This is a genomic window from Streptomyces sp. VNUA24 (assembly GCF_029167005.1).
Taxonomy (GTDB): domain Bacteria; phylum Actinomycetota; class Actinomycetes; order Streptomycetales; family Streptomycetaceae; genus Streptomyces; species Streptomyces scabiei.
Genome location: NZ_CP119143.1, coordinates 8,829,814 through 8,851,331 on the forward strand (window position 1 = coordinate 8,829,814; position 21,518 = coordinate 8,851,331).

The 21,518-nt window shown below is 71.7% G+C and carries 22 protein-coding genes and 1 pseudogene; 10 read left to right on the forward strand and 13 right to left on the reverse strand.

Going from position 1 to position 21,518, the window contains the following annotated elements; all coding sequences use genetic code 11:
• Window positions 1-62: 62 nt before the first annotated feature.
• Complete coding sequence (locus PYR72_RS37925; protein WP_275459495.1) at window positions 63-710, reverse strand: TetR/AcrR family transcriptional regulator; 648 nt, start codon at window positions 708-710, stop codon at window positions 63-65.
• A gap of 75 nt (window positions 711-785) precedes the next feature.
• On the opposite strand from PYR72_RS37925, the gene PYR72_RS37930 reads away from it, so the two are divergent.
• The 5 genes from PYR72_RS37930 to PYR72_RS37950 all read left to right on the forward strand — a co-directional run bounded on the left by PYR72_RS37930 (window position 786) and on the right by PYR72_RS37950 (window position 4,797).
• Complete coding sequence (locus tag PYR72_RS37930; RefSeq protein ID WP_275459496.1) at window positions 786-1,937, forward strand: acyl-CoA dehydrogenase family protein; 1,152 nt, start codon at window positions 786-788, stop codon at window positions 1,935-1,937.
• 142 nt (window positions 1,938-2,079) lie between these two features.
• Window positions 2,080-2,367, forward strand: coding sequence for a YiaA/YiaB family inner membrane protein (locus tag PYR72_RS37935; protein WP_013004801.1), 288 nt, complete (start codon window positions 2,080-2,082; stop codon window positions 2,365-2,367).
• Window positions 2,368-2,484: 117 nt separating this feature from the next.
• Window positions 2,485-3,111, forward strand: a complete 627-nt coding sequence (locus PYR72_RS37940; RefSeq protein WP_275459497.1) for a TetR/AcrR family transcriptional regulator — start codon at window positions 2,485-2,487, stop codon at window positions 3,109-3,111.
• Window positions 3,112-3,373: 262 nt separating this feature from the next.
• A complete protein-coding gene (locus PYR72_RS37945; RefSeq protein WP_275459498.1) occupies window positions 3,374-4,072 on the forward strand; it encodes a glycoside hydrolase family 11 protein in 699 nt (232 codons plus the stop codon).
• Window positions 4,069-4,797, forward strand: coding sequence for a polysaccharide deacetylase family protein (locus PYR72_RS37950; RefSeq protein WP_275459499.1), 729 nt, complete (start codon window positions 4,069-4,071; stop codon window positions 4,795-4,797). Before PYR72_RS37945 ends, PYR72_RS37950 begins: the two co-directional genes overlap by 4 nt.
• A gap of 60 nt (window positions 4,798-4,857) precedes the next feature.
• Here the strand turns inward: PYR72_RS37950 and PYR72_RS37955 are convergent, their stop codons facing one another.
• Entirely contained in the window at window positions 4,858-5,319 is a 462-nt protein-coding gene (locus PYR72_RS37955) for a MaoC family dehydratase (protein WP_275459500.1), read from the reverse strand.
• 108 nt (window positions 5,320-5,427) lie between these two features.
• Between PYR72_RS37955 and soxR the strand changes: the two genes are divergently transcribed.
• Entirely contained in the window at window positions 5,428-5,928 is a 501-nt protein-coding gene (gene soxR, locus PYR72_RS37960) for a redox-sensitive transcriptional activator SoxR (RefSeq protein ID WP_275459501.1), read from the forward strand.
• 40 nt (window positions 5,929-5,968) lie between these two features.
• Here soxR and PYR72_RS37965 read toward each other — a convergent pair whose 3' ends face one another.
• Entirely contained in the window at window positions 5,969-7,045 is a 1,077-nt protein-coding gene (locus PYR72_RS37965) for an RNA ligase (ATP) (RefSeq protein WP_275459502.1), read from the reverse strand.
• Between the two features lie 267 nt (window positions 7,046-7,312).
• On the opposite strand from PYR72_RS37965, the gene PYR72_RS37970 reads away from it, so the two are divergent.
• Window positions 7,313-7,834, forward strand: coding sequence for a hypothetical protein (locus PYR72_RS37970; RefSeq protein WP_275459503.1), 522 nt, complete (start codon window positions 7,313-7,315; stop codon window positions 7,832-7,834).
• 117 nt (window positions 7,835-7,951) lie between these two features.
• Here the strand turns inward: PYR72_RS37970 and PYR72_RS37975 are convergent, their stop codons facing one another.
• Window positions 7,952-8,554: a hypothetical protein gene (locus PYR72_RS37975; RefSeq protein WP_275459504.1), complete on the reverse strand. Its 603-nt coding sequence runs from the start codon at window positions 8,552-8,554 to the stop codon at window positions 7,952-7,954.
• A 335-nt stretch (window positions 8,555-8,889) separates the two neighbouring features.
• Here PYR72_RS37975 and PYR72_RS37980 point away from each other — a divergent pair, with 335 nt between their 5' ends.
• Window positions 8,890-11,703, forward strand: a complete 2,814-nt coding sequence (locus PYR72_RS37980) for a penicillin acylase family protein (protein ID WP_275459505.1) — start codon at window positions 8,890-8,892, stop codon at window positions 11,701-11,703.
• Window positions 11,704-11,747: 44 nt separating this feature from the next.
• On the opposite strand, the gene PYR72_RS37985 is transcribed toward PYR72_RS37980, so the two are convergent.
• Both PYR72_RS37985 and PYR72_RS37990 read right to left on the reverse strand, forming a co-directional pair.
• The gene (locus PYR72_RS37985) at window positions 11,748-13,067 is read right to left on the reverse strand and encodes a serine-threonine protein kinase (RefSeq protein WP_275459506.1); all 1,320 of its coding nucleotides are present in this window, start codon (window positions 13,065-13,067) and stop codon (window positions 11,748-11,750) included.
• A gap of 132 nt (window positions 13,068-13,199) precedes the next feature.
• Window positions 13,200-14,459 carry a DUF1343 domain-containing protein gene (locus tag PYR72_RS37990; RefSeq protein ID WP_275460628.1) on the reverse strand — a complete coding sequence of 420 codons (1,260 nt, stop codon included), beginning with the start codon at window positions 14,457-14,459 and terminating at the stop codon, window positions 13,200-13,202.
• Window positions 14,460-14,698: 239 nt separating this feature from the next.
• On the opposite strand from PYR72_RS37990, the gene PYR72_RS37995 reads away from it, so the two are divergent.
• Window positions 14,699-15,463, forward strand: a complete 765-nt coding sequence (locus tag PYR72_RS37995; RefSeq protein WP_275460629.1) for an SDR family oxidoreductase — start codon at window positions 14,699-14,701, stop codon at window positions 15,461-15,463.
• 140 nt (window positions 15,464-15,603) lie between these two features.
• A complete protein-coding gene (locus PYR72_RS38000) occupies window positions 15,604-16,197 on the forward strand; it encodes a TetR/AcrR family transcriptional regulator (protein WP_013004814.1) in 594 nt (197 codons plus the stop codon).
• Between the two features lie 149 nt (window positions 16,198-16,346).
• On the opposite strand, the gene PYR72_RS38005 is transcribed toward PYR72_RS38000, so the two are convergent.
• From PYR72_RS38005 to PYR72_RS38035, 7 genes and pseudogenes are all read right to left on the reverse strand, one after another.
• A complete protein-coding gene (locus PYR72_RS38005; RefSeq protein ID WP_275459507.1) occupies window positions 16,347-17,567 on the reverse strand; it encodes an acyl-CoA dehydrogenase family protein in 1,221 nt (406 codons plus the stop codon).
• A 6-nt stretch (window positions 17,568-17,573) separates the two neighbouring features.
• Window positions 17,574-18,608 (reverse strand): phosphotransferase family protein, encoded by a 1,035-nt coding sequence (locus tag PYR72_RS38010; RefSeq protein ID WP_275460630.1) that lies wholly within the window; start codon window positions 18,606-18,608, stop codon window positions 17,574-17,576.
• A 159-nt stretch (window positions 18,609-18,767) separates the two neighbouring features.
• Window positions 18,768-19,679 carry an MBL fold metallo-hydrolase gene (locus PYR72_RS38015; protein ID WP_275459508.1) on the reverse strand — a complete coding sequence of 304 codons (912 nt, stop codon included), beginning with the start codon at window positions 19,677-19,679 and terminating at the stop codon, window positions 18,768-18,770.
• 129 nt (window positions 19,680-19,808) lie between these two features.
• Window positions 19,809-20,105, reverse strand: a complete 297-nt coding sequence (locus PYR72_RS38020; protein WP_275459509.1) for a hypothetical protein — start codon at window positions 20,103-20,105, stop codon at window positions 19,809-19,811.
• Window positions 20,106-20,247: 142 nt separating this feature from the next.
• Window positions 20,248-20,580 (reverse strand): DUF202 domain-containing protein, encoded by a 333-nt coding sequence (locus PYR72_RS38025; protein WP_275459510.1) that lies wholly within the window; start codon window positions 20,578-20,580, stop codon window positions 20,248-20,250.
• Window positions 20,577-20,969, reverse strand: coding sequence for a DUF202 domain-containing protein (locus tag PYR72_RS38030; protein WP_275459511.1), 393 nt, complete (start codon window positions 20,967-20,969; stop codon window positions 20,577-20,579). The genes PYR72_RS38025 and PYR72_RS38030 overlap by 4 nt, the downstream gene beginning before the upstream one ends.
• A 10-nt stretch (window positions 20,970-20,979) precedes the next feature.
• A pseudogene (locus PYR72_RS38035) lies at window positions 20,980-21,514 on the reverse strand (NUDIX domain-containing protein).
• Window positions 21,515-21,518: the final 4 nt, after the last annotated feature.

Genomic DNA, 21,518 nt, shown 5'->3' on the forward strand with positions numbered 1-21,518 from the left:
CTAGGGGCGGGGGCCCGGTCGGGGCTCGCGGTTTTCCGACGCGGGCCTCGGCCGGACGCGGCTCAGGCGTCCTGCCGCCCGGTCACCGCCTCGTACTGCTGCTCCAGCCCGTCCAGCAACGCCCGCAAGCCCACCTCGAACGCCCGCTCGTCGATCTTCTCCTGCTGCTCGGCCAGCAGGTGTGCCTGCCCGAGATGGGGATAGTCGGCCGGGTCGTAGGCGCTCTCGTCGTCCACGAAGCCCCCGGCGAACGACCCGACCGCGGACCCCATGACGAAGTACCGCATCAGCGCCCCGATGGAGGTGGCCTGCGCCGCCGGCCAGCCCGCCTCGACCATCGCCCCGAACACGACGTCGGCGACCTTCAGTCCGGCGGGCCGCCGCCCGGGACCCCGCGCGAGGACGGGCACGATGTGGGGATGGTCGCGCAGCGCGGCCCGGTACGAGACCGCCCAGTCGTGCAGCGCGGTCCGCCACGGCCGTCCGTCCTCGAACATCGACAGGTCGACCTGTGCGCTCACCGAGTCGGCGACGGCCTCCAGGATCTGGTCCATGGTGCGGAAGTGGTTGTAGAGCGAGGGCCCGCTCACGCCCAGTTCGGCGGCCAGCCGCCGCGTCGAGACCGCCGCCAGCCCCTCCTCGTCCACCAGCGCCCGCGCCGTCTGAACGATGCGGTCGGTGCTCAGCAGGGGCTTGCGCGGTCTGGCCATGGCGCACATAGTAGGGGCTGCGCACCTAAAACTAGCAGTGGTAATTTAATGGTCGGCGAACGAGAGGCGGGTCCCGTGAACCTGGAGCTGAGCGAGGAGCAGACCGCCGTACGCCGGCTCGCGCGGGACTTCGTGGAGCGCGAGATCGCCCCGAACGTCGTCGCCTGGGACCGGGCGGAGCAGGTCGACCGGTCCCTCGTGAAGAAGCTCGGCGAGGTCGGCTTCCTGGGGCTGACCGTCGACGAGGAGTACGGCGGCTCCGGCGGCGACCATCTCGCGTACTGCCTGGTCACCGAGGAGCTGGGCCGGGGGGACTCCTCCGTGCGGGGGATCGTCTCCGTCTCCCTCGGCCTGGTCGCGAAGACCGTCGCGGCCTGGGGCGACGAGGAGCAGAGGCGTCGCTGGCTGCCGGGGCTCACGGCGGGGGAGTACGTCGGCTGCTTCGGCCTCACCGAACCCGGCACCGGCTCCGACGCGGGCAACCTCACCACCCGGGCGGTCCGGGACGGCGACGAGTTCGTCATCAGCGGCACCAAGACGTTCATCACGAACGGCACCTGGGCCGACGTCGTCCTCCTCTTCGCCCGCTCCACCGACGCCCCCGGCCATCAGGGGATCTCCGCCTTCCTGGTCCCCACCGACACCCCCGGTCTGACCCGCCGGCCCATCCACGGCAAGCTCGGTCTGCGCGGCCAGGCCACCGCCGAACTGGTGCTGGAGGAGGTCCGCGTCCCCGCCTCCGCCCTGCTCGGCCCGGAGGGCAAGGGCTTCACCGTCGCCATGTCCGCGCTCGCCAAGGGCCGGATGTCGGTCGCGGCGGGTTGTGTCGGCATCGCCCAGGCCGCCCTGGACGCGGCGGTGCGGTACGCGGGGGAGCGCGAGCAGTTCGGCAGGACGATCGCCCACCACCAGCTGGTCCAGGAACTCCTCACCGACATCGCGGTCGACGTCGACGCCGCCCGGCTCCTGACCTGGCGTGTCGCCGACCTCGTCGACCGGGGGCAGCCCTTCGCGACCGAGGCGAGCAAGGCCAAGCTCTTCGCCTCCGAGGCCGCCGTCCGCGCGGCGAACAACGCCCTCCAGGTCTTCGGCGGATACGGCTACATCGACGAGTACCCGGTCGGGAAGCTCCTGCGCGACGCCCGTGTGATGACCCTCTACGAGGGCACCAGCCAGATACAGAGACTGCTCATCGGGCGGGCGCTGACGGGAGTCTCGGCGTTCTGATGCGGGTGCGTTCCGGGCTGAGCGGACTCGGGTCCGCTCCGGTCTGAGCAGACCCGGGTCCGCTCCGGTCTGAGTACGAGGGGCCGCCGTCTGAGTATCCCGACGGATGTGGCGGGGGCCACAGCCGCCGGACCATGTCCCCATGAGTGAGACACCGGTCAAGCAGCAGAACACGGCCGCCTTCTACGGCCAGTCCGTCGCGTCCTTCGCCGTCGCCATCACGGCCACCACCGTCGGTATCTACCACCTCGACGCGGACACCTGGGTCCGCGCCTTCCTGGCCGTCGCGGTCCTCTACCTCGTCACCTCCTCCTTCACCCTGGCCAAGGTGATCCGTGACCGCCAGGAGGCCGGGCGCATCGTCAGCCGGGTCGACCAGGCCAGACTGGAGAAGCTCCTCGCGGAGCACGACCCCTTCGAGAAGCTCTGACGTGCCCCGTCCCCGCGGGGCGCGGCCCGTACGGAACCGCCCTGAACGGGCCTTCTAAGCGCCCGCTCACCTTCGACGGTATGGTGGTGACCAGCCATCGGAAGGGGCGCACGAGCGATGAGTACGGCGGAGGAGACGGCGGGCGGCGAGCCGCAGCCGTGGGGCGAGGTCAACCCGGACGCGGCCCGGCGGCTGCTGGTGGCCGCCGTGGAGGCCTTCGCCGAGCGGGGCTACCACGCGACGACGACCCGTGACATCGCGGGCCGCGCGGGCATGAGCCCCGCCGCGCTGTACATCCACTACAAGACGAAGGAAGAGCTGCTCCACCGGATCAGCCGCATCGGGCACGAGAAGGCCCTCGACGTGCTGCGCACGGCGGCCGGGGGCGAGGGCAGCCCGGCCGACCGCCTCGCCGAGGCCGTCCGCTCCTTCGTCCGCTGGCACGCGGGGCAGCACACCGTGGCCCGCGTCGTGCAGTACGAGCTGGACGCCCTGGGCCCCGACGCCCGCGCCGAGATCGTCACCCTGCGCCGTCAGAACGACGCGGCCGTGCGCGGCATCATCGAGGACGGCGTCGCCGCCGGTGACTTCGACGTCCCCGACGTCCGGGGTACCACCGTCGCCATCCTCTCCCTCTGCATCGACGTCGCCCGCTGGTTCAACGTCAACGGTCCGCGCACCCCCGACGAGGTCGGTTCCCTCTACGCGGACCTCGTCCTGCGCATGGTGACCGCGCCGAAGTAGCCCGGCACCCCGCTGTCCTCGCGCTCCTCGCCGCCTTCGCTTCCCCTGCTCATCCCCGGGTTCTTCAGTCGGCAGAGCCTTCGAAACATTCGAGGATCTGAGGCTCGAAAGCGATCGGTGCTCCTCGCGTGGGGTGGATCATGGCTGGTACAGCCCGCGAATGTTTCGGGATCATTGCCGAAAGCATTGACAGTTGACAGGGGCAGGCCAACACTCCGGGGGTGACAGGGCGAACCCCCGACAGCCCGAGGAGGACGCGCGCATGAACGACGCATCCGCACCCACTCCCACCCCGCCCCCGAGCCGCCGGCTCTTCCTGGGCGGACTGTGCACGACCGCGCTGGCCGCCGCGACCGCGGTGGCCCTGCCCGGCACCGCCCACGCGGACACGGTCATCACCAGCAACCGGACCGGCACCGACAACGGGTTCTACTACTCCTTCTGGACCGACGCCCCCGGCACGGTCTCCATGACCCTGGCCTCCGGTGGCTCCTACCGGACCTCCTGGAGCAACACCGGGAACTTCGTCGCGGGCAAGGGCTGGAGCAACGGCTCCCGCAGGACCGTGAGCTACTCCGGCTCGTTCAATCCGTCCGGCAACGCCTATCTGACCCTCTACGGCTGGACGGCCAACCCGCTCGTCGAGTACTACATCGTCGACAACTGGGGCAACTACCGGCCCACCGGAACCTACCGGGGCACGGTCAACAGCGACGGCGGCACGTACGACATCTACCGGACGACGCGGTACAACGCCCCCTCCGTCGAAGGGGTCCGCACCTTCGACCAGTACTGGAGCGTCCGTCAGTCGCGCCGGACGGGCGGGACCATCACCACCGGCAACCACTTCGACGCCTGGGGCCGTGCGGGCATGCCCCTCGGCGCCTTCCGTTACTACATGATCATGGCCACCGAGGGATACCGGAGCAGCGGCAACTCCTCGATCACGGTGGCCCCGTGAGCGGCGGACGGGGCCGCCGGCTCCGGCGGGCGGGGAGGCGCTCGCTCCGGCGGGCGGGGAAGCGGTCGCTCGTCGTCGCCACCGCCCTCGCGAGCACCGTGCCCTTCGTGCTCACCGCCGCCGAGGCGGCCCCGGCCCGGCCCGCCGCCTGCGGCGGGTACGTCGGTCTCACCTTCGACGACGGTCCGTCCGCGAACACGCCGGCCCTGCTCAACTCGCTGCGGCAGAACGGGCTGCGGGCCACGATGTTCAACCAGGGCCAGAACGCCGCCGGCAACCCCGCCCAGGTCCGGGCGCAGGCCGCCGCCGGCATGTGGGTGGCCAACCACAGCTACACCCACCCGCACCTGACCCAGCTGGGCCAGGCGCAGATCGACTCGGAGATCTCCCGGACCCAGCAGGCGATCGCCGCGGCGGGCGGCGGCACGCCGAAGCTGTTCCGGCCGCCGTACGGCGAGACCAACGCCACGGTGCGGTCGGTGGCCGCCCGGTACGGGCTGACCGAGATCCTCTGGAACGTCGACTCGCAGGACTGGAACGGGGCGTCCGCGGACGCCATCGTGCAGGCCGCCGCCCGGCTCACCAACGGCCAGGTCATCCTCATGCACGACTGGTCCGCGAACACCCTCGCCGCCATCCCGCGCATCGCGCGGGGCCTGGCGGGCCGGGGCCTGTGCGCCGGGATGATCTCACCGCAGACCGGCCGGGCCGTGGCACCCGCCTAGCCCGCCGGGTTCGGCGCCCGCACGGCACCCGGCGACGGTGCGGTGGGGGCGCCGCTCGGTTCAGAAGTAGTACCGGGACACCGACTCCGCGACACAGACCGGCTTGTCCCCGCCCTCGCGCTCCACGACGACCGCGGCCGTGACCTGCACGCCGCCGCCGGCCTCCGTGACCTCCTGGAGGATCGCCGTGGCCCGCAGCCGTGAACCGACCGGCACCGGCGCCGGGAAACGGACCTTGTTGGTGCCGTAGTTGACGCCCATCTTCACGTTCTCGACCCGGAGGACCTGCGGCACCAGCAGCGGGAGCAGCGACAGGGTCAGATAGCCGTGGGCGATGGTCGTGCCGAAGGGGCCGGCCGCCGCCTTCTCCGGGTCCACGTGGATCCACTGGTGGTCGCCGGTGGCCTCGGCGAAGAGGTCGATCCGCTTCTGGTCCACCTCCAGCCAGTCGCTGTGCCCCAGCTGCTCGCCCACCGCCGCCTTCAGCTCCTCGGCGGACGTGAAGATCCTCGGCTCTGCCATGTCCCGGCCTCCCTGATCCCAAATCTCTAAGCGACTGCTTAGCATGGTCGGCGTCCGGGTCCCTGTCAACGGACCCTGACCCTTTCGGGGGTGGGTAAGGTCGGAGGGGTGCCCCAGATCCCTGAGAAGATCCACGAGTTGACCGTCGGCCAGCTGTCGGCCCGAAGCGGTGCCGCCGTCTCTGCGCTGCACTTCTACGAGTCCAAGGGGCTGATCAGCAGCCGCCGCACCGCCGGCAACCAGCGCCGCTACAGCCGGGACGCCCTGCGCCGGGTCGCCTTCGTCCGGGCCGCGCAGCGCGTCGGCATCCCGCTCGCGACGATCCGGGAGGCGCTGGCCGAGCTGCCCGAGGAGCGGACGCCGACCCGCGAGGACTGGGCCCGTCTCTCCGAGGCGTGGCGGTCCGAACTGGACGAACGGATCATGCAGCTCAACCGGCTGCGCGACCACCTCACCGACTGCATCGGCTGCGGCTGTCTCTCCCTGGCCACCTGTGTGCTGTCCAACCCCGACGACGCCTTCGGCCAGTGGCAGAGCGGCTCCCGTCTGCTGGTCGAGCCCCCGAGACCGGCCGGGCCGCAGCGCCAGGAGCCCGGGAGCCGCCGCTGAGCCGCGGCGCCCGGGCCCCGTGACCCGGGCGCCGCGGTCCTCACTCGTACTCGGTGCCGCCCTTGCGGGTCAGATACGCCGGACTGACCGCCTTGGCGACGGCCCGCCCGCCGGTCACCGGGCTGTACCGCTCGGTGGCCGGCCTGATCACGACACCCTCGCGCAGATGCAGCCCGCTCCCGGAGACCGTCTCCCGGCCGGTGGCCACCTCCAGCACCCGGTCGATGGCGTACGGGCCCTCGTACAGCCGTGGTACCAGCGGCAGTTCGCCGTCGAGCTGTCCGGACAGCTCGGCCGGGTCCAGCCAGCGGACCCGGCCGTCGATGTCGGCGCAGACGTCGAACACGGCGTACCCGAGCGTGTCGCGACGGCCGTCGGCGCCGTACGACAGGTCCTGCACCCCGGCGCCGTAGACCTCGCCGAAGATCCCGACCCGGCGGGCGCCCAGCCGCTCGGCGAGCCGGGCCGCGACCGCGGCGACCCCGTGGCCGTGGACCGCGCGCCAGTACAGGTTGCGCGGATCCTCCTTCAGCGCGAGGGACTTGGCGCCGAAGCCCTTCGAGGAGACCTGTACGCGGCCGTCCTCGGCGAAGTAGGTCACCAGGCAGGCCGTGCCGTGCAGCTTCTCCGTCAGGACGACGCGTTCGCCGGGCGTGAAGATGTCGGGGTAGCGCTGGATGTTCTCGATGTCGACCCAGGGCAGCAGCTCCGGCGCCGACTCGACCTCGCCGCTCATCGTCGGCGGGATCGGCGGCACCCACTTGACGATGCCGAGCCGCTCGGCGAAGTCCGTGCCGTCCGTCACGGCGGCCGTGAGGTCCACGTCCGCGAGCGCGCGGGGAAGGCAGACGATGCCCTGCGACAGCTCGCCCCGCAGCCGTACCGCCTTCACCCGGTCCGCGCCGCTTCCCGCGAGCCGTCCCGTCAGCCCCAGCTCCTCGATCAGTTCGGCCGGGAGCACGGACTGCTCGGGGATGTAGAGCGCGGTGTCCCCGGTGCGGTACACGCCCTTCGCCACGACGGCCCGGTACAGCCCGACCTGGGCCAGTTCGAGCGCGTCGGCGTTCGGGTGGTCGTGGATCGTCAGCACTTCGGCGGTGACGCGCAGCGTCGACATCGGGGCTCTCCCTCGGTTCCTGGCTCGCTCAGGGCGGTGTCATCGCCCTCAACTGTCGTCAGGGGAAAGCGGTGGAGCGAGGGGATTTGGCGCTGGTACAGTCCCGCCCCCCGTCACCGGCAGGCGCCCGGGCGCGCCCGGGGCGAACCGGTGCATCCCCGGCTCCCCGTCGTGTTCTCGCCCTGTGCCGCAACCGCTCGCCCCGTAACCGTGTCATGCACACGAGGGGGCGGAACGGCATCCTCCGGCAAAGGGAAAGGGGCGGCGATGAGCGTCGTCGTATGTTCGCTGAAGTGGGAGAAGGCCCACGCGGGCCGGCAGCGGATCACCTACGACTCCGACGGCTACCACCTGGTGCGCTTCCCGTACGAGCGGACCGGGGAGTCCTACGACCCCTGGAAGATGCACGATCCGGCGAACGGCGGCGCCGCCGCGTCGGCGTTCCCCGATCCGCGCTCCGGGCTGATCTGGCCCAGCCACGACGGCTGGGGCGTGCTCTCGGCGATGGTCTTCTGGGACGCGGATCCGAAAGCGGTGGAGTACCGCGCCCGCTTCGTACGCGATCCGCTGAACCTGACGCAGGAGAAGTACGACTCGACGGGCACGACGGACAGCGTCTCCACCCGGGGCGGGCAGTACCGCACCTTCCTGTGGCAGATGTTCGTGCACCAGGGCATGCCGCTCGGGCTGAAGGTGACCGCGCGGGGGCCCAGGGACACCAGGCGGGCCACGGCACTCACCCTCGCCGAGTTCAAGCTCGCCATCCACACGGACGTGGCCGAGCCGTAGACGCCGGAGCGTGCCGGTGGGCGTGCCCGTCCGTCCTTGCTCCACGCGGACCGGGGCCCGTGCGGTCGCGTCCGCACCTGCACGGGGGTGCGGCATCCCCGGCGCACCCCCGTCGCGCTACGCCGAGATCAGCAGCCGTCCGCGCCTGGACTCCGCCAGGGCCTCGGGTGTGAGCACCGGACGCGGCACCACGATTCCGCACTCCGTGCAGACCGGGCCCGAGGACGGTTCGTGGGCCAGGTCGTACCTCCAGACGAGCCGCTCGCCCTCGCACACCGGGCAGGTCGAGCCCGGCTCGCGCTCCAGGGCGGCGATGAGCCGGCGCAACACCTCCGCCAGCGGTTCACGGGGGTGGACCCCCGGATCGTCGCACCAGGCGACCCCGAACCCGCCCCAGGTCAGGCGGTGCCAGTCGTCCACGCTGCCCGGCCTGCGCAGCCCGTCGTGCTTCTCCTTCTTGCGGCGCCGCGCGAACTCCACCTCGTAGTCGAGCCACACGGAGCGGGCCGCCTCCAACTCCTCCAGTGCGGCCACGAGCCGCGCCGGGTCGGGGTTGCGGTCCTCGGGGCCGAACCCGGCCCGTGAGCACAGGTGGTCCCAGGTCGCCCGATGCCCGTAGGGGGCGAAGCGCTCAAGGCACTTGCGCAGCGAATAGCGCCGCAGCGCCAGATCGCACCTGGGATCTCGCACCTGTCTTGCCAGACTCCGGAAACCAGCCATCGCCCTGCACCTCCGTCACACCTGCACCTGTACTTCGGTCACTTCGGCGTCGTCGTCGGGACGTCGCCGAATAGACGTATCGACACGCGATTCGGCTCCATCCGATTTCCGATGACCTCCATAAGTCGTCCATTGAGCCGTTCATGGGCCGTTCCCGCCTACGTCTGACTGCCTCTGACTTCTTCTTGTCTGCTTACGCCTACTTCTGAGTACCCGTTCACTCTGTGCGTTGCCTGTCCGAAGGTGATGATCCAAAAAAACGTGACGCATGTTCATCTTCAAAGCCGGGGATACCGGCGGTAACATCCGGCCCACCCTCGTCGGCAGGAGCTGCCATGTACCGGCGCACCCCACGCACCTCACGCACCGCCCTCGACAGACTGAGAACTCCCCGCAGATTCCCGGAGTTCCTCAAGGCCGCTTCGATATGCGCACTCGTTGCCGGTCTTTTGTCGCCTCTTTCCCCTGCTGCCCAGGCCGTGGCGGCCGACGCGTCCGCCGACGCGGCGGCAGCGGTCACCGACCACTGCGGCGGACAGTGTTCCGACATCCTGCCGCCCGGCCAGAACGGCAACGCCACCCTGGCCCAGATCCTGCTCAACCAGGCGTTCGGCTCCATGCCGGAGAACGCGAGCAACCAGCTGGGCCCCTACAACAACCTGGCCACCGGCTACCCGGGCCTCACCAACTCCACCATCAACACCTTCTTCAACGACGCCTCCTTCGGCGTCCCCTCCGGCCAGGTCGCCTCCACCCTGAACCCGGCGGGCCGCACGGACGTCACGATCGTCCGCGACAAGAAGACCGGTGTGCCGCACATCACGGGCACCACCCGGTACGGCACCGAGTTCGGCGCGGGCTACGCGGCGGCCCAGGACCGGCTGTGGCTGATGGACGTCTTCCGTCACGTCGGCCGCGGCAAGCTCACCCCGTTCGCCGGCGGCGCCCCCTCCAACCAGGGCCTGGAGCAGGAGTTCTGGCGCCACGCCCCCTACACCGAGGCCGACCTGCAGGCCCAGATCGACAAGGCGGTGGCCGCCAACGGCGAGCGCGGGCAGACGGCCCTCGCCGACGTCAACGCCTACGTCGCCGGCATCAACGCCTACATCGACGCCTCTGACAGCGGCCGCTACTTCCCCGGCGAGTACGTCCTGACCGGCCACAAGGACTCCATCACCAACGCCGGCACCATCGAGAAGTTCAAGCCCACCGACCTGGTCGCCCTGGCCTCCGTCATCGGCGCCCTCTTCGGCTCGGGCGGCGGCGGCGAGGTCAACAACGCCCTCTCCCTGCTGGCCGCCCAGGAGAAGTACGGCGTCACCGAGGGCACCAAGGTCTGGGAGTCCTTCCGCGAGCGCAACGACCCCGAGGCCGCCCTCACCGTCCACGACGGCAGCTTCCCGTACGCCACCAAGCCCGCGGACCCGCAGGGCATGGCCCTCCCCGACGCCGGCACGGTGGCCGAGGAGCCCCTCGTGTACGACCGCACCGGCAGCGCGGCCGGCTCGACCTCCAAGAGCCTGTCCGCCAAGGCCACCGACAACGCCCTCACCTCCGCCCGGCGCGGTATGTCCAACGCCCTCGTCGTCAGCGGCAAGCACACCGCGAGCGGACACCCCGTCGCCGTCTTCGGCCCGCAGACCGGCTACTTCGCCCCCCAGCTGCTCATGCTCCAGGAGATCCAGGGCCCGGGCATCAGCGCCCGCGGCGCCTCCTTCGCCGGCCTGAGCATGTACGTCGAACTCGGCCGCGGCCAGGACTACGCCTGGAGCGCCACCACCTCCGGCCAGGACATCATCGACGCGTACGCGGTCGAGCTGTGCCAGGACGACGTCCACTACCTCTACCACGGCACCTGCACGGCCATGGAGAAGATCGAACAGACCAACGCCTGGAAGCCGACCACCGCCGACTCCACCGCGGCCGGCTCCTACCGCATGCAGGTCTGGCGCACCAAGTACGGCCCCGTCACCCACCGCGCCACCGTCGGCGGCAAGAAGGTCGCCTACACCACCCTGCGCTCCTCGTACATGAACGAGGCCGAGTCGATCATCGGCTTCCAGATGCTGAACGACCCGGACTACGTCAAGGGCCCCGAGACCTTCCAGAAGGCCGTCCAGAACATCAACTACACCTTCAACTGGTTCTACGCGGACTCCACCCACACCGCCTACTACAACAGCGGCGACAACCCGGTGCGGCCCGCGAGCGTCGACCCCGAGTTCCCGGCCTGGGCCCGGTCCGCGTACGAGTGGCGGGGCTGGGACCCGGCCACCAACACCGCCGACTACACCCCGCCCGCCCAGCACCCCAACTCCATCGACCAGGACTACTACATCTCCTGGAACAACAAGCAGGCCGCCGACTACACCACCGCCCCCTGGGGCAACGGCTCCGTCCACCGCGGCAACCTCCTCGACGACCGGGTGAAGAAGCTGGTCGCCGCGGGCGGCGTCACCCGGGCCTCGCTGACGAAGGCCATGGCCGAGGCGGGCCTCGCCGACCTGCGGGCCGAGGACGTCGTCCCCGACCTGCTCAAGGTCATCAACAGCAGCACCGTCACCGACTCGGCGGCCGCCGCGGCGGTCACCAAGCTCCAGACCTGGGTCACCTCCGGGTCGAAGCGCACGGAGACCTCCGCCGGCTCCAAGACCTACGCCCACGCCGAGGCGATCCGCATCCTGGACGCCTGGTGGCCGCTGCTGGTGAAGGCCGAGTTCGAACCCGGCCTCGGCACCGGCCTGTACAACGCCATCACCGCCAACCTGCCCGTCGACGAGTCCCCGTCGGCCGCGCACGGCCCGACCGGCTCCCACGCCGGCAGCTCCTTCCAGTACGGCTGGTGGAGCTACGTCGACAAGGACATCCGCTCGGTGCTGGGGGAGACGGTGCGGGGCCCGCTGGCGAAGCAGTACTGCGGCGGCGGCAGTCTCGGCGCCTGCCGCACCACCCTGATCGACACCCTCAAGGCGGCGGCCGGCAAGACCGCCGCGCAGGTCTACCCCGGCGACGCGAACTGCTCGGCCGGCGACCAGTGGTGCGCCGACTCGATCATCCAGCGGACCCTGGGCGGCATCAAGCACAACAAGATCAGCTGGCAGAACCGGCCGACCTTCCAGCAGGTCGTGGAGTTCACCTCGCACCGGTGAGCGAACCGGGGTGAGCGAGTCCGTGTGACGGCGGCGGGCCGGGATCAGGCGATACGGCCCGCCGCCAGCACCACCCGCGCCAGCTCCCGGTGACAGATGTCGCCGTGCGCTCCCGACGGCGCCCCGCCGCGTCGCACCACCGCCGACGCGTCGACGTTCACACACCCCGAGACCGGCAGCCGGGCCCGCAGGGCGTCGGCCAGGGTGAACGACCGGGTGCCCTCGACCGCCCGCACCCCGTCGTAGCCGAGGGCACCCCACTTGGTGCCGAGGAGGCTGTTCACGCTCAGCCCCAGCACCGTCCGCGCGTCGCCCGCCATCCGGGAGGCCAGCGGGTAGATGGTCCCGAGCGCCGAGTCGTGCCGGGAGTGACAGCACACCAACGGCCCGTCGATCCTTCGGTACCGGCCGTCGAGGACCCCGCTCGCACCGTGGTCGTGGGGCAGCCGCGCGGCGAACGCGTAGTGCGAGAAGGCCGCCTGGAGCAGCGTCACCGACTTCACCGTGCGCACGCCCTCGGGCAGCCCGCGCAGCGCGAACGACACCAGGCGCGCGCCGAAGCTGTGCCCGACGAGATGCACCCGTACGTCAGGTGCCGTCCGCGCCAGCTGTCCGAGCAGCCGCCCGAGCCCTCGTTCGCCGACCGTCCCCGCCCGCCGCTTCATCGCGAAGTACGTTGCCTGACGCAGGAGTTCGTGCGCGCCGTCCCACACCTGGGGAGGGGCCGGCACGGTCCCGGTCATCATCCCCGCGGTCCCGACCTCCGCCAGCGCCGCCGCGAACTCCGCGCACACGGCCGCCGTGTCCCCGCACAGCATCCCGGGCGGACCCTCCGGCACCCCCGCCCCGACGGTGTCCCCCGCGCACGCGCCCTGCGGCCCCTGGGGCGGCACCTCCACCAGCAGCCGTACCAGCCGCCCGAACTCCTCCAGCGACGGACCGTCGTCCGCACGGCTCTCCAGCAGCCCGGCGAGCCGCTCCACGAGGACCGAGCGCCCCGGGAACACCTCCGACAGCGCGTTCCGGGTCCGCTTGTCGAGCGCGGGGCGGCCGGGGGCCACGGCCGGGGCCGGTTCGATGTCCGGGATCGGCTCGTCCGAGAACCGCATCGAGGGCCACAGCACGCCCGCGTACCCGAGCCGCGCGTGCGGCACGAGGTCCGGGAACGGGGCGAAGAAACGGCTGTAGAGCGCGGTCGCGCCGGACCGGTCGTTGTTCCAGCCGTGCGCGAAGACCACCAGGTCGGCGATCCCGCGGCCGCGGACCCCGGCGAACAGCCGGTCCCGCCCGCCGGTGTCGACGTCGCCGTCGGCGTCGAAGGTCAGTTCCCAGTAGGGAGTCACGCTCATTACCGGATCCGCCATGACGAGCCCCCTTCGGCCCCGCTGGTCCTGCGCTCACGCGCATGGTCCTGCAGCCGGCGAAGGATGGCCATACGTCCCGTACGCAGGGCTTCGGCGCGGAGGGCGCGCCAACGCGCGATCTGTCCGGCCCCGCTACCGGTACACCAGATACTCCTTGCGCACCCTGCGGAACGCCGCCAGCTCCTCCTGCCAGCCCGCCACGACCTCGTCGGTGTCCGCCCCCGCGTCGATCATGGTCCGCACCCGCGCCGAGCCGGTCAGCCTGTCGATCCAGTGGTCCGGCCGCCAGGCGAACCCGCTCCACACCCGCTTGGCGGTCACGAGGAGGCCGATCCCGGTGCGCACGGGGTCGTACGCGGCGCGGTCGTGGACATGGATCTGTACGCCGCCGACGGTCTTCCCCTGGAACTTGGAGAACGACGGCGCGAAGTACGCCTCCCTGAAGTGGGCTCCGGGCAGGCCGAGTTCCTCGACGGCGGCCGCCCACCTCCGGTCGACGCCCTCCGCGCCGAGCAGTTCGAACGGCCGCGTGGTGCCGCGCCCCTCCGACAGGTTCGTCCCCTCGAACAGGCACGTCCCCGCGTACACGAGAGCGGTGTCCGGTGTCGGCATGTTCGGGCTCGGCGGCACCCAGGGCAGCCCGGAGTCGTCGAAGAACCGCGACCTCTTCCACCCCGACATCAGTACGGTCTCCAGCGGTACGGGCGAGGTGAGGAACTCCCCGTTGAACAGCCGTGCCAGCTCCGCGACCGTCATCCCGTGCGCCTGCGCGATGGGCTGCCGCCCGACGAAGGTCGCGAACTCCTTGTGCAGCACGGGCCCCTGCGCGCTCCGCCCGGTCACCGGGTTCGGCCGGTCCAGCACGACGAAACGCTTCCCCGCCAGCCGGGCCGCCTCCATGCAGTCGTACAGCGTCCAGATGTACGTGTAGAAACGGGCGCCGACGTCCTGGATGTCGAAGACGACCGTGTCCACGCCGGAGGCGGTGAAGACGTCGGCGAGGGGGCGGCCGCTCTTCAGGTAGGTGTCGTAGACCGGCAGCCCGGTCGCCGGGTCGTCGTGCCGGCCCTCGGAGCCGCCGGCCTGGGCGGTGCCCCGGAACCCGTGCTCGGGGCCGAAGACCGCCCTGAGGTCCACACGGTCGTCGGTGTGCATCACGTCGACGATGTGGCGGGCGTCCCGGGTGACGCCGGTGGGGTTGGTGACGATGCCGACCTTCTGGCCGTCCAGGACGCCGTAGCCGTCCCGTACGAGGCGTTCGAACCCGGTGCGGAGCCCTGGACGGGCTGCCTCGGCCGGGGGCGAGGCGGTGAGGCCGGCGGTGGTGGCCGTGGCCGCCGTGGCCGCCGTGGCCGTGGAGGCGGCGAGGAAGGTGCGGCGGGAGAGGCGCATGGGGGTGACCTCCGGGTCGCGGACGCGTTCGCGGGAAGCGGTGCTCGGTGCTCGGTGCAAGCTAAGCGGTTCCGTGGGTGGTTTGTCGTCCGCGGGCGGTGGGCGGCCGGTCGCGCGGTTCGCCACGCCCCTTCGGGACGGCGTGGGCGCCACCCTTCCTCGCAGACATACCGACCGGTTAGTCTGGTCGTCCTGGTGGACCGATTCTCGATACGTCGTGTCGAAGGCGAAGGAGACCGATCGTGGGAGCCGTGCAGGGTGCGGGTGTGGTCGTCACGGGCGCCGGTGGCGGGATCGGGGCCGCCCTGGCCCGCCGGTTCGCGGCCGAGGGCGCCCGGGTCGTCGTGAACGATCTGGACGGCGACCGGGCGAAGGCCGTGGCCGACGAGATCGGCGGGATCGCGGTCCCCGGGGACGCGTCCACCATCGTCCCGGCGGCGCGCGAGGCCCTCGGCGGCACCGTGGACGTGTACTGCGCGAACGCCGGACTCGCCTCCGGCGGGACGGAGGCGGCCGACGAGAAGGTGTGGGCGCTCGCCTGGGACGTCAACGTCATGGCCCACGTCCGGGCGGCCCACGAACTGCTGCCGGCGTGGCTGGAGCGGGGCAGCGGGCGTTTCGTCTCGACGGTCTCCGCCGCCGGGCTGCTCACCATGATCGGCGCGGCGCCCTACAGCGTCACCAAGCACGGGGCGTACGCCTTCGCCGAATGGCTGTCCCTCACCTACCGCCACCGGGGCGTCAAGGTCCACGCGATCTGCCCGCAGGGCGTGCGCACCGACATGCTGACGGCCTCCGGCAGCGCGGGCGACCTGGTGCTCGCGCCGACCGCGATCGACCCGGAGGACGTGGCCGACGCGCTCTTCGAGGGCATCGACCAGGACCGCTTCCTGATCCTGCCGCACCCCGAGGTGGCCGGTTTCTACCGGGCCAGGGCGGCCGATCCGGACCGCTGGCTGACGAACATGAACCACATCCAGCAGAAGTGGGAGACGACCGGCTGACCGCCCTGCCCGGCGGGCGCGGGCCGGAGGGTGGGATGATCCTCCGGCGGAAGCGCCCGATTCCGGCCGGTCCGGGACCGGCCGACGGCCGGCGGGCGACCGGCAGGCGACGACAGAACCTCGGAAGGCAGGTGGCGGCAGTGCCCAGGACGACGGACGGAGACGGTACGCCCGTCCCGCAGCGGCTGCTCGCCGCCGCCACCCGGCTCTTCGCCGAGCGGGGCTACGACCGCACCTCGGTGCAGGAGATCGTCGAGGCGGCGGGCGTCACCAAGGGCGCGCTGTACCACTACTTCGGTTCCAAGGACGATCTGCTGCACGAGGTGTACGCGCGCGTGCTGCGCATCCAGCAGGAGCGGCTCGACGCGTTCGCGGGGGCCGACGCGCCCGTCGAGGAACGGCTGCGGGGGGCCGCCGCCGATGTCGTCGTCACCACCATCGACAACCTCGACGACGCGATGATCTTCTTCCGGTCCATGCACCATCTGAGCCCGGAGAAGAACAAGCAGGTCCGTGCGGAACGCCGGCGGTACCACGAGCGGTTCCGGGCGCTCGTGGAGGAGGGGCAGGAGGCCGGCGTCTTCTCGCGGGCGACCCCGGCCGACCTGGTCGTCGACTACCACTTCGGTTCGGTCCACCACCTGTCGACGTGGTACCGCCCCGACGGGCCGATGGGCCCGCAGGAGGTCGCGGACCATCTGGCCGACCTGCTGCTGCGGGCGCTCCGGCCGTAGGGGTGCGGGTTCGTCTGCGACCGCGGGCCCGGTGGGGCTTCTCGCGCAGTTCCCCGCGCCCCTAAAAGCCCAGCCCCTGCTTTTCAGGGGCGCGGGGAACTGCGCGACCAGCCCCCACGCACCCGCACCCGACAACGCACCCCCCCCGCTCACACGTACCGCTTCAGCTCCCGCCGCGCCAGCGACCGCTGGTGCACCTCGTCCGGCCCGTCCGCGATCATCAGCGTCCGCGCCCCCGCGTACAGCTCGGCCAGCGGGAAGTCCTGGCTGACACCCCCCGCGCCGTGGAGCTGGATCGCGCGGTCGATGATGTCCACCACCGTCCGCGGGGTGGCGATCTTGATCGCCTGGATCTCCGTGTGGGCCCCCTTGTTGCCCACCGTGTCCATCATCCACGCCGTCTTCAGCACCAGCAGCCGCAGCTGCTCCACCGCCACCCGCGCGTCGGCGATCCAGTTGTGCACGACCCCCTGCTGCGCCAGCGCCTTGCCGAACGCCTCCCGGGCCACCGCGCGCCGGCACATCAGCTCGATCGCCCGTTCGGCCATCCCGATGAGCCGCATGCAGTGGTGGATGCGCCCGGGGCCGAGCCGCGCCTGCGCGATGGCGAAACCGCCGCCCTCCTCGCCGATCAGGTTGGCGGCCGGCACCCGCGCGTTCTCGAAGACCACCTCGGCGTGGCCGCCGTGCGAGTGGTCCTCGTACCCGAACACCTGCATCGCCCGCTTCACGGTGACACCCGGAGTGTCACGCGGGACCAGGATCATCGACTGCTGACGGCGGATGTCGGCCCCGTCCGGGTCCGTCTTGCCCATGACGATGAAGATCTTGCAGTCGGGGTTCATGGCCCCGGAGATGTACCACTTGCGCCCGTTGACGACGTAGTCGCCCGTGTCGCCGTCCCGCTCGATCAGCGTGGTGATGTTGGTGGCGTCCGAGGAGGCCACCTCCGGCTCGGTCATCGCGAACGCCGACCGGATCTCACCGGCGAGCAGCGGCTCCAGCCACTGCTTCCTCTGCGCCTCGTCGCCGAACTGGCTCAGCACCTCCATGTTCCCCGTGTCGGGCGCGGCGCAGTTCAGCGCGGTCGGCGCCAGCTGCGGGGAGCGGCCCGTGATCTCGGCGAGCGGCGCGTACTGCAGGTTCGTGAGCCCCGCCCCGTACTCGGAGTCGGGCAGGAAGAGGTTCCACAGGCCCTGCCGGCGGGCCTCGGCCTTCAGCTCCTCCACCACGGCGGGCGTGTCCCACGGCGAGGCCAGCCGGGCCCGCTGCTCCTCGGCCACGGCCTCCGCCGGGTACACGTACGCGTCCATGAAGGCGAGGAGCCTGGCGCGCAGCTCCTCGGTGCGGGCGTCGAATGCGAAGTCCATGGCGGGTCAGCCTTCCTGGGTGCCGGCGCCGAGCGTCGTCAGGCCGTGGTCGATGAAGACGGGGACCAGGTCGCCGATGCGGTCGAAGCCGCGGCCGACCGTCTGGCCGAGTGTGTACCGGTAGTGGATGCCCTCCAGGATCACGGCGAGCTTGAACCACGCGAACGCCGTGTACCAGGACACCGAGGAGACGTCACGGCCCGAACGGGCCGCGTACCGCTCCACGATCTCGGACGGGTCGGGGTGCCCGGCGGCCGCCGCGGTCGTGGAGACGGGGGAGTCGGGCGTGGCCAGTGGGACGCTGTACATCACCAGCAGGCCCAGGTCGGTCAGCGGATCGCCGAGCGTGGACATCTCCCAGTCGAGGATGGCCCTGATCCGGTCGTCGTCGCCGAGCAGCACGTTGTCGAGGCGGTAGTCGCCGTGCACGACCGTGGGGGCGGGGGAGCGGGGCAGCCGGCGTCCCAGCACCGCGTGCAGTTCGTCGATGCCGGCCAGGTCGCGGTTGCGGGACGCGTCCAACTGCTTGCCCCAGCGCCGCAGTTGCCGGTCCAGGAAGCCCTCCGGGCGCCCGAAGTCGGCGAGGCCCACCTCGGCGGGGTCCACCGCGTGCAGTTCGACGAGGGTGTCGACCAGGCTCAGCACGGCGGCCCGGGTGCGCTCCGGGCCGAGCGGGGCCAGCTGCTCGGCGGTGCGGTAGGGGGTGCCCTCGACGAAGTCCATGACGTAGAAGGGCGCGCCGAGCACGTCCTCGTCGTCGCAGAACAGCACGGGGCTCGGGACCGGCACGTCCGTGGCGTGCAGCGCGCTGATGACACGGTGCTCGCGTCTCATGTCGTGCGCGGTCGCCAGCACATGGCCCAGCGGGGGCCGCCGTACGACCCACTTCGCGGTGCCGTCCGTGACCTCGTACGTCAGGTTCGACCGTCCGCCCTCGATCAGCCGGCCGGTGAGCGGGCCGCGCACGAGGCCGGGCCGCTCGGCGTCGAGCAGGACGCGGAGCCGGTCGGGATCGAGACCTGGCGGGTGGTCTGGGTGCATCATCGCTCCTCCACGCGGCGTACCGGGACCCGTCCATGATGCCGACCGGTCGGTATGTCGTCCAGTGGGTGACCCGAAAGTGATCGGAGTCTCGGCGTGATCGGACCGTCGCTCCGTCCGCTCCGTCCGCTCCATCCGCACCTCCGGCCCACCCTGCCGTCAGGCGTGGCAGGTCATCATCTCCCCGCCGTTCACGGTGGCCATGTCCATGAACCCGGCGAAGGGGTCGACGCCCTCGCCCTCGGGCTGCCCGTCCAGCTCGGCGTAGGCCCGGTGCAGGTTCGCCACCAGCCGCTCGCTCTCGGGCAGCGCGGCGTACTCGCCGAGATCCGTGCTCCGGGCGGCCTCCAGCGGTGTCAGCCCCGCCGCGTGCGCTTTCTCCGCGACCTCGGCCACGAACCGGATGTACCGCTCGGCCCGGTCGAACGCGGACGGGTCGGTGACCGGACCGTGCCCCGGGACGACGGTCTCGGCGCCCAGTTCGCGCAGCAGCGCCAGCGCCCGCAGCGAACCGCTGAGCGAGCCCATCAGGAAGAACGGCGTCCCGCCCTCGAAGACCAGGTCCCCCGCGAACAGCACCCGCCGGTGCGGCAGCCACACCACGGAGTCGCCGACCGTGTGCGAGATGCCGGGGTGGATCACCCGGGCCTCGATGTCACCGACGTGGAGCGTCACACGGTCGTCGTACGTCAGGTCGGCGCCCCGGATCTCCACATCGCCGAAGTCGGTGCCGGGCCACAGCAGATGGAGGTGCTGTCCACTGGCGAGCGCCTCGCGGCGGCAGGCCGTGTGCGAGACGAGGGTGGCGGTGGGGGTGAAGTGGCCGTTGCCGTAGGTGTGGTCGCCGTGGTGGTGGGTGTTGACCAGGAGGCGGGGCCTCGGGACGCCGGTCGCGTCGAGCGCGGCGCCCAGGGCGAGGGTCCGGCGCTCGGTCGCCGCCGTGTCCACGAGCAGCGTGGTGGTCCCGTCGCTCACGAAACCCGAGTTGTTCAGGCACCAACCGCCGTCCGGCTGCACATACGCGTACACGTCGCTCGCGAGCTCGACGGTGTACGGCTCTTCCGCGGTCATCGTGACCCCTTTCGTCCCCCCGGTCGTCGCCAACTGGTGGTCAGAGCCTGCCAGTCGGCGACGAACCGGTGGAAACCGGGGGTACGGAAGCGGCACGGGCGGCGGCGCCCGTGCCGTACGTGCCGTCGGTCAGTGGTCGTCCCAGTGCCCGTCGTGGGCGGCGTGCCGGTGTCCGTCGTGCACGTAGTCCACGTGGTCCCCGTGCGTGACCGCCTGGTGCCCGCAGTCCTCGCCGTGCTCATGGCCGTGCTCGTCGTGCGCGGTGTGCCCGCTCGGCTCGCACTCGTCCCAGTGGCCGGAGTGCTCGCGGTGGAGATGCCCGTCGTGCGCGTAGTCGGTGTGGTCCCCGTGCGACACGGCGGTGTGCCCGCAGGCGGGGCCGTGGTCGTGGTCGTGGACAGGGTGCTCCTGGTGCAGGGTGGTCATCGCGCTCACCTTCGGTGGGGCAGGGGGTGACATATCCAGGCTAGTCACACAAGCCCCAATTCTCCCTTTGGAAACTCCATGCACAGGCCAAGATCTGCCCAGGCTTCCACAGGCCCGGCCGCTCCCCGTCGCGCCCGCGCGGTCAGAACACCAGGGCCGCGCCGCACACCGCGAGGGCGATCACGCACAGGGCGGCCGTCGTGGCGATCCGGGGCGTGAGAACGGGCGGGCGGGAGGCCGCCAGGGCCTGGATGCGGCGATGGGCGAGGGCCAGGGAGCCCAGCCACACCACCGCGCACAGCGCCGCGGCCACCATGCCCGCGGCCGACGGCCCGCCGTGCAGCGCGGACTTGACGGCGAGGACGGCGACCACGGCACCCGTCAGGGTCGTACGCCGCCAGGCGAGCCGGGTCCGCTCGGGCTGCAGGCCGGGGTCCCGGTCGGCGGACTCCGGGGGAGCGGACGACGGGCTCATCCCTCCCGCCGGAGCAGGACCACGACGACCATGGCCACGGCCACCACGGCGACGACGATGCCGAGCACGGCCGGGAAGCGGGACACCGGAAGGTCCTCACCGCGCCGCATCGCCCGCTCGCAGCGTACCCAGTGGTTGACCGCCCGCAACGCGCACAGCACCCCGGAGCCCAGCAGGACCAGGGCGAGCCCGACGCGCCAGCCCCAGCGCAGGTCCGGCAGGAACTGGTCCACCGCGAAACCGCCGCCGATCAGGGCGAGCGCGGTGCGCAGCCAGGCCAGGAACGTCCGCTCGTTGGCCAGGGAGAACCGGTAGTCCGGGGTCCGGCCCTCCGCCCGGACCTCCTCGGGGACGAACCAGAGGCGGACGTTCCGTGCAAATTCGATCACGTACAGGACACTACCGGTCGGCTTCGAAGGGCAGGCCGCCCTCCCGCGCCCTCAGCCGCTCGTACGCCGCCCTCCCGTCCGGCACCCACTCCCACTCGTCCAGCCGCCGCCGCACCTCCGCCTCGGTCAGGAAGCCGTGCCAGGCGACCTCCTCCGCCTGCGGGTCCACCGGCAGTTCGCAGCGCACCTCGTACACCGCCGACCACCAGGTACGCCCGGCCCCGTCGTCGTACAGGAACAGGAACAGCGGGTCCGGCCGGGGCAGCCCGGAGACGCCCAGCTCCTCCTCGGCCTCGCGCAGCGCCGCGTCGTCGTAGGACTCGCCGGCCCCCACCACCCCGCCCACGAACATGTCGTACAGCGAGGGGAAGACCAGCTTCGTGGCGGTCCTGCGATGCACGAACAGCCGCCCGGAACCGTCCCTGACCAGCACGAACACGGCCCGATGCCGCAGCCCCCGGGCATACACCTCCCCCCCGCGGAAGCTGCCCGATGACCTGGTCGCTCTCGTCCACGATGTCGAGGATCTCGTCGGCGGCACTCATGGCC

Coding starts and splice junctions, on each gene's coding strand:
- PYR72_RS37925 (WP_275459495.1), bottom strand. CDS start 710: ATGGCCAGACCGCGCAAGCCCCTGCTGAGCACCGACCGCATCGTTCAG.
- PYR72_RS37935 (WP_013004801.1), top strand. CDS start 2,080: ATGAGTGAGACACCGGTCAAGCAGCAGAACACGGCCGCCTTCTACGGC.
- PYR72_RS37940 (WP_275459497.1), top strand. CDS start 2,485: ATGAGTACGGCGGAGGAGACGGCGGGCGGCGAGCCGCAGCCGTGGGGC.
- PYR72_RS37945 (WP_275459498.1), top strand. CDS start 3,374: ATGAACGACGCATCCGCACCCACTCCCACCCCGCCCCCGAGCCGCCGG.
- PYR72_RS37955 (WP_275459500.1), bottom strand. CDS start 5,319: ATGGCAGAGCCGAGGATCTTCACGTCCGCCGAGGAGCTGAAGGCGGCG.
- PYR72_RS37965 (WP_275459502.1), bottom strand. CDS start 7,045: ATGTCGACGCTGCGCGTCACCGCCGAAGTGCTGACGATCCACGACCAC.
- PYR72_RS37970 (WP_275459503.1), top strand. CDS start 7,313: ATGAGCGTCGTCGTATGTTCGCTGAAGTGGGAGAAGGCCCACGCGGGC.
- PYR72_RS37975 (WP_275459504.1), bottom strand. CDS start 8,554: ATGGCTGGTTTCCGGAGTCTGGCAAGACAGGTGCGAGATCCCAGGTGC.
- PYR72_RS37980 (WP_275459505.1), top strand. CDS start 8,890: ATGTACCGGCGCACCCCACGCACCTCACGCACCGCCCTCGACAGACTG.
- PYR72_RS37985 (WP_275459506.1), bottom strand. CDS start 13,067: ATGGCGGATCCGGTAATGAGCGTGACTCCCTACTGGGAACTGACCTTC.
- PYR72_RS37990 (WP_275460628.1), bottom strand. CDS start 14,459: ATGCGCCTCTCCCGCCGCACCTTCCTCGCCGCCTCCACGGCCACGGCG.
- PYR72_RS38005 (WP_275459507.1), bottom strand. CDS start 17,567: ATGGACTTCGCATTCGACGCCCGCACCGAGGAGCTGCGCGCCAGGCTC.
- PYR72_RS38010 (WP_275460630.1), bottom strand. CDS start 18,608: ATGCACCCAGACCACCCGCCAGGTCTCGATCCCGACCGGCTCCGCGTC.
- PYR72_RS38015 (WP_275459508.1), bottom strand. CDS start 19,679: ATGACCGCGGAAGAGCCGTACACCGTCGAGCTCGCGAGCGACGTGTAC.
- PYR72_RS38020 (WP_275459509.1), bottom strand. CDS start 20,105: ATGACCACCCTGCACCAGGAGCACCCTGTCCACGACCACGACCACGGC.
- PYR72_RS38025 (WP_275459510.1), bottom strand. CDS start 20,580: ATGAGCCCGTCGTCCGCTCCCCCGGAGTCCGCCGACCGGGACCCCGGC.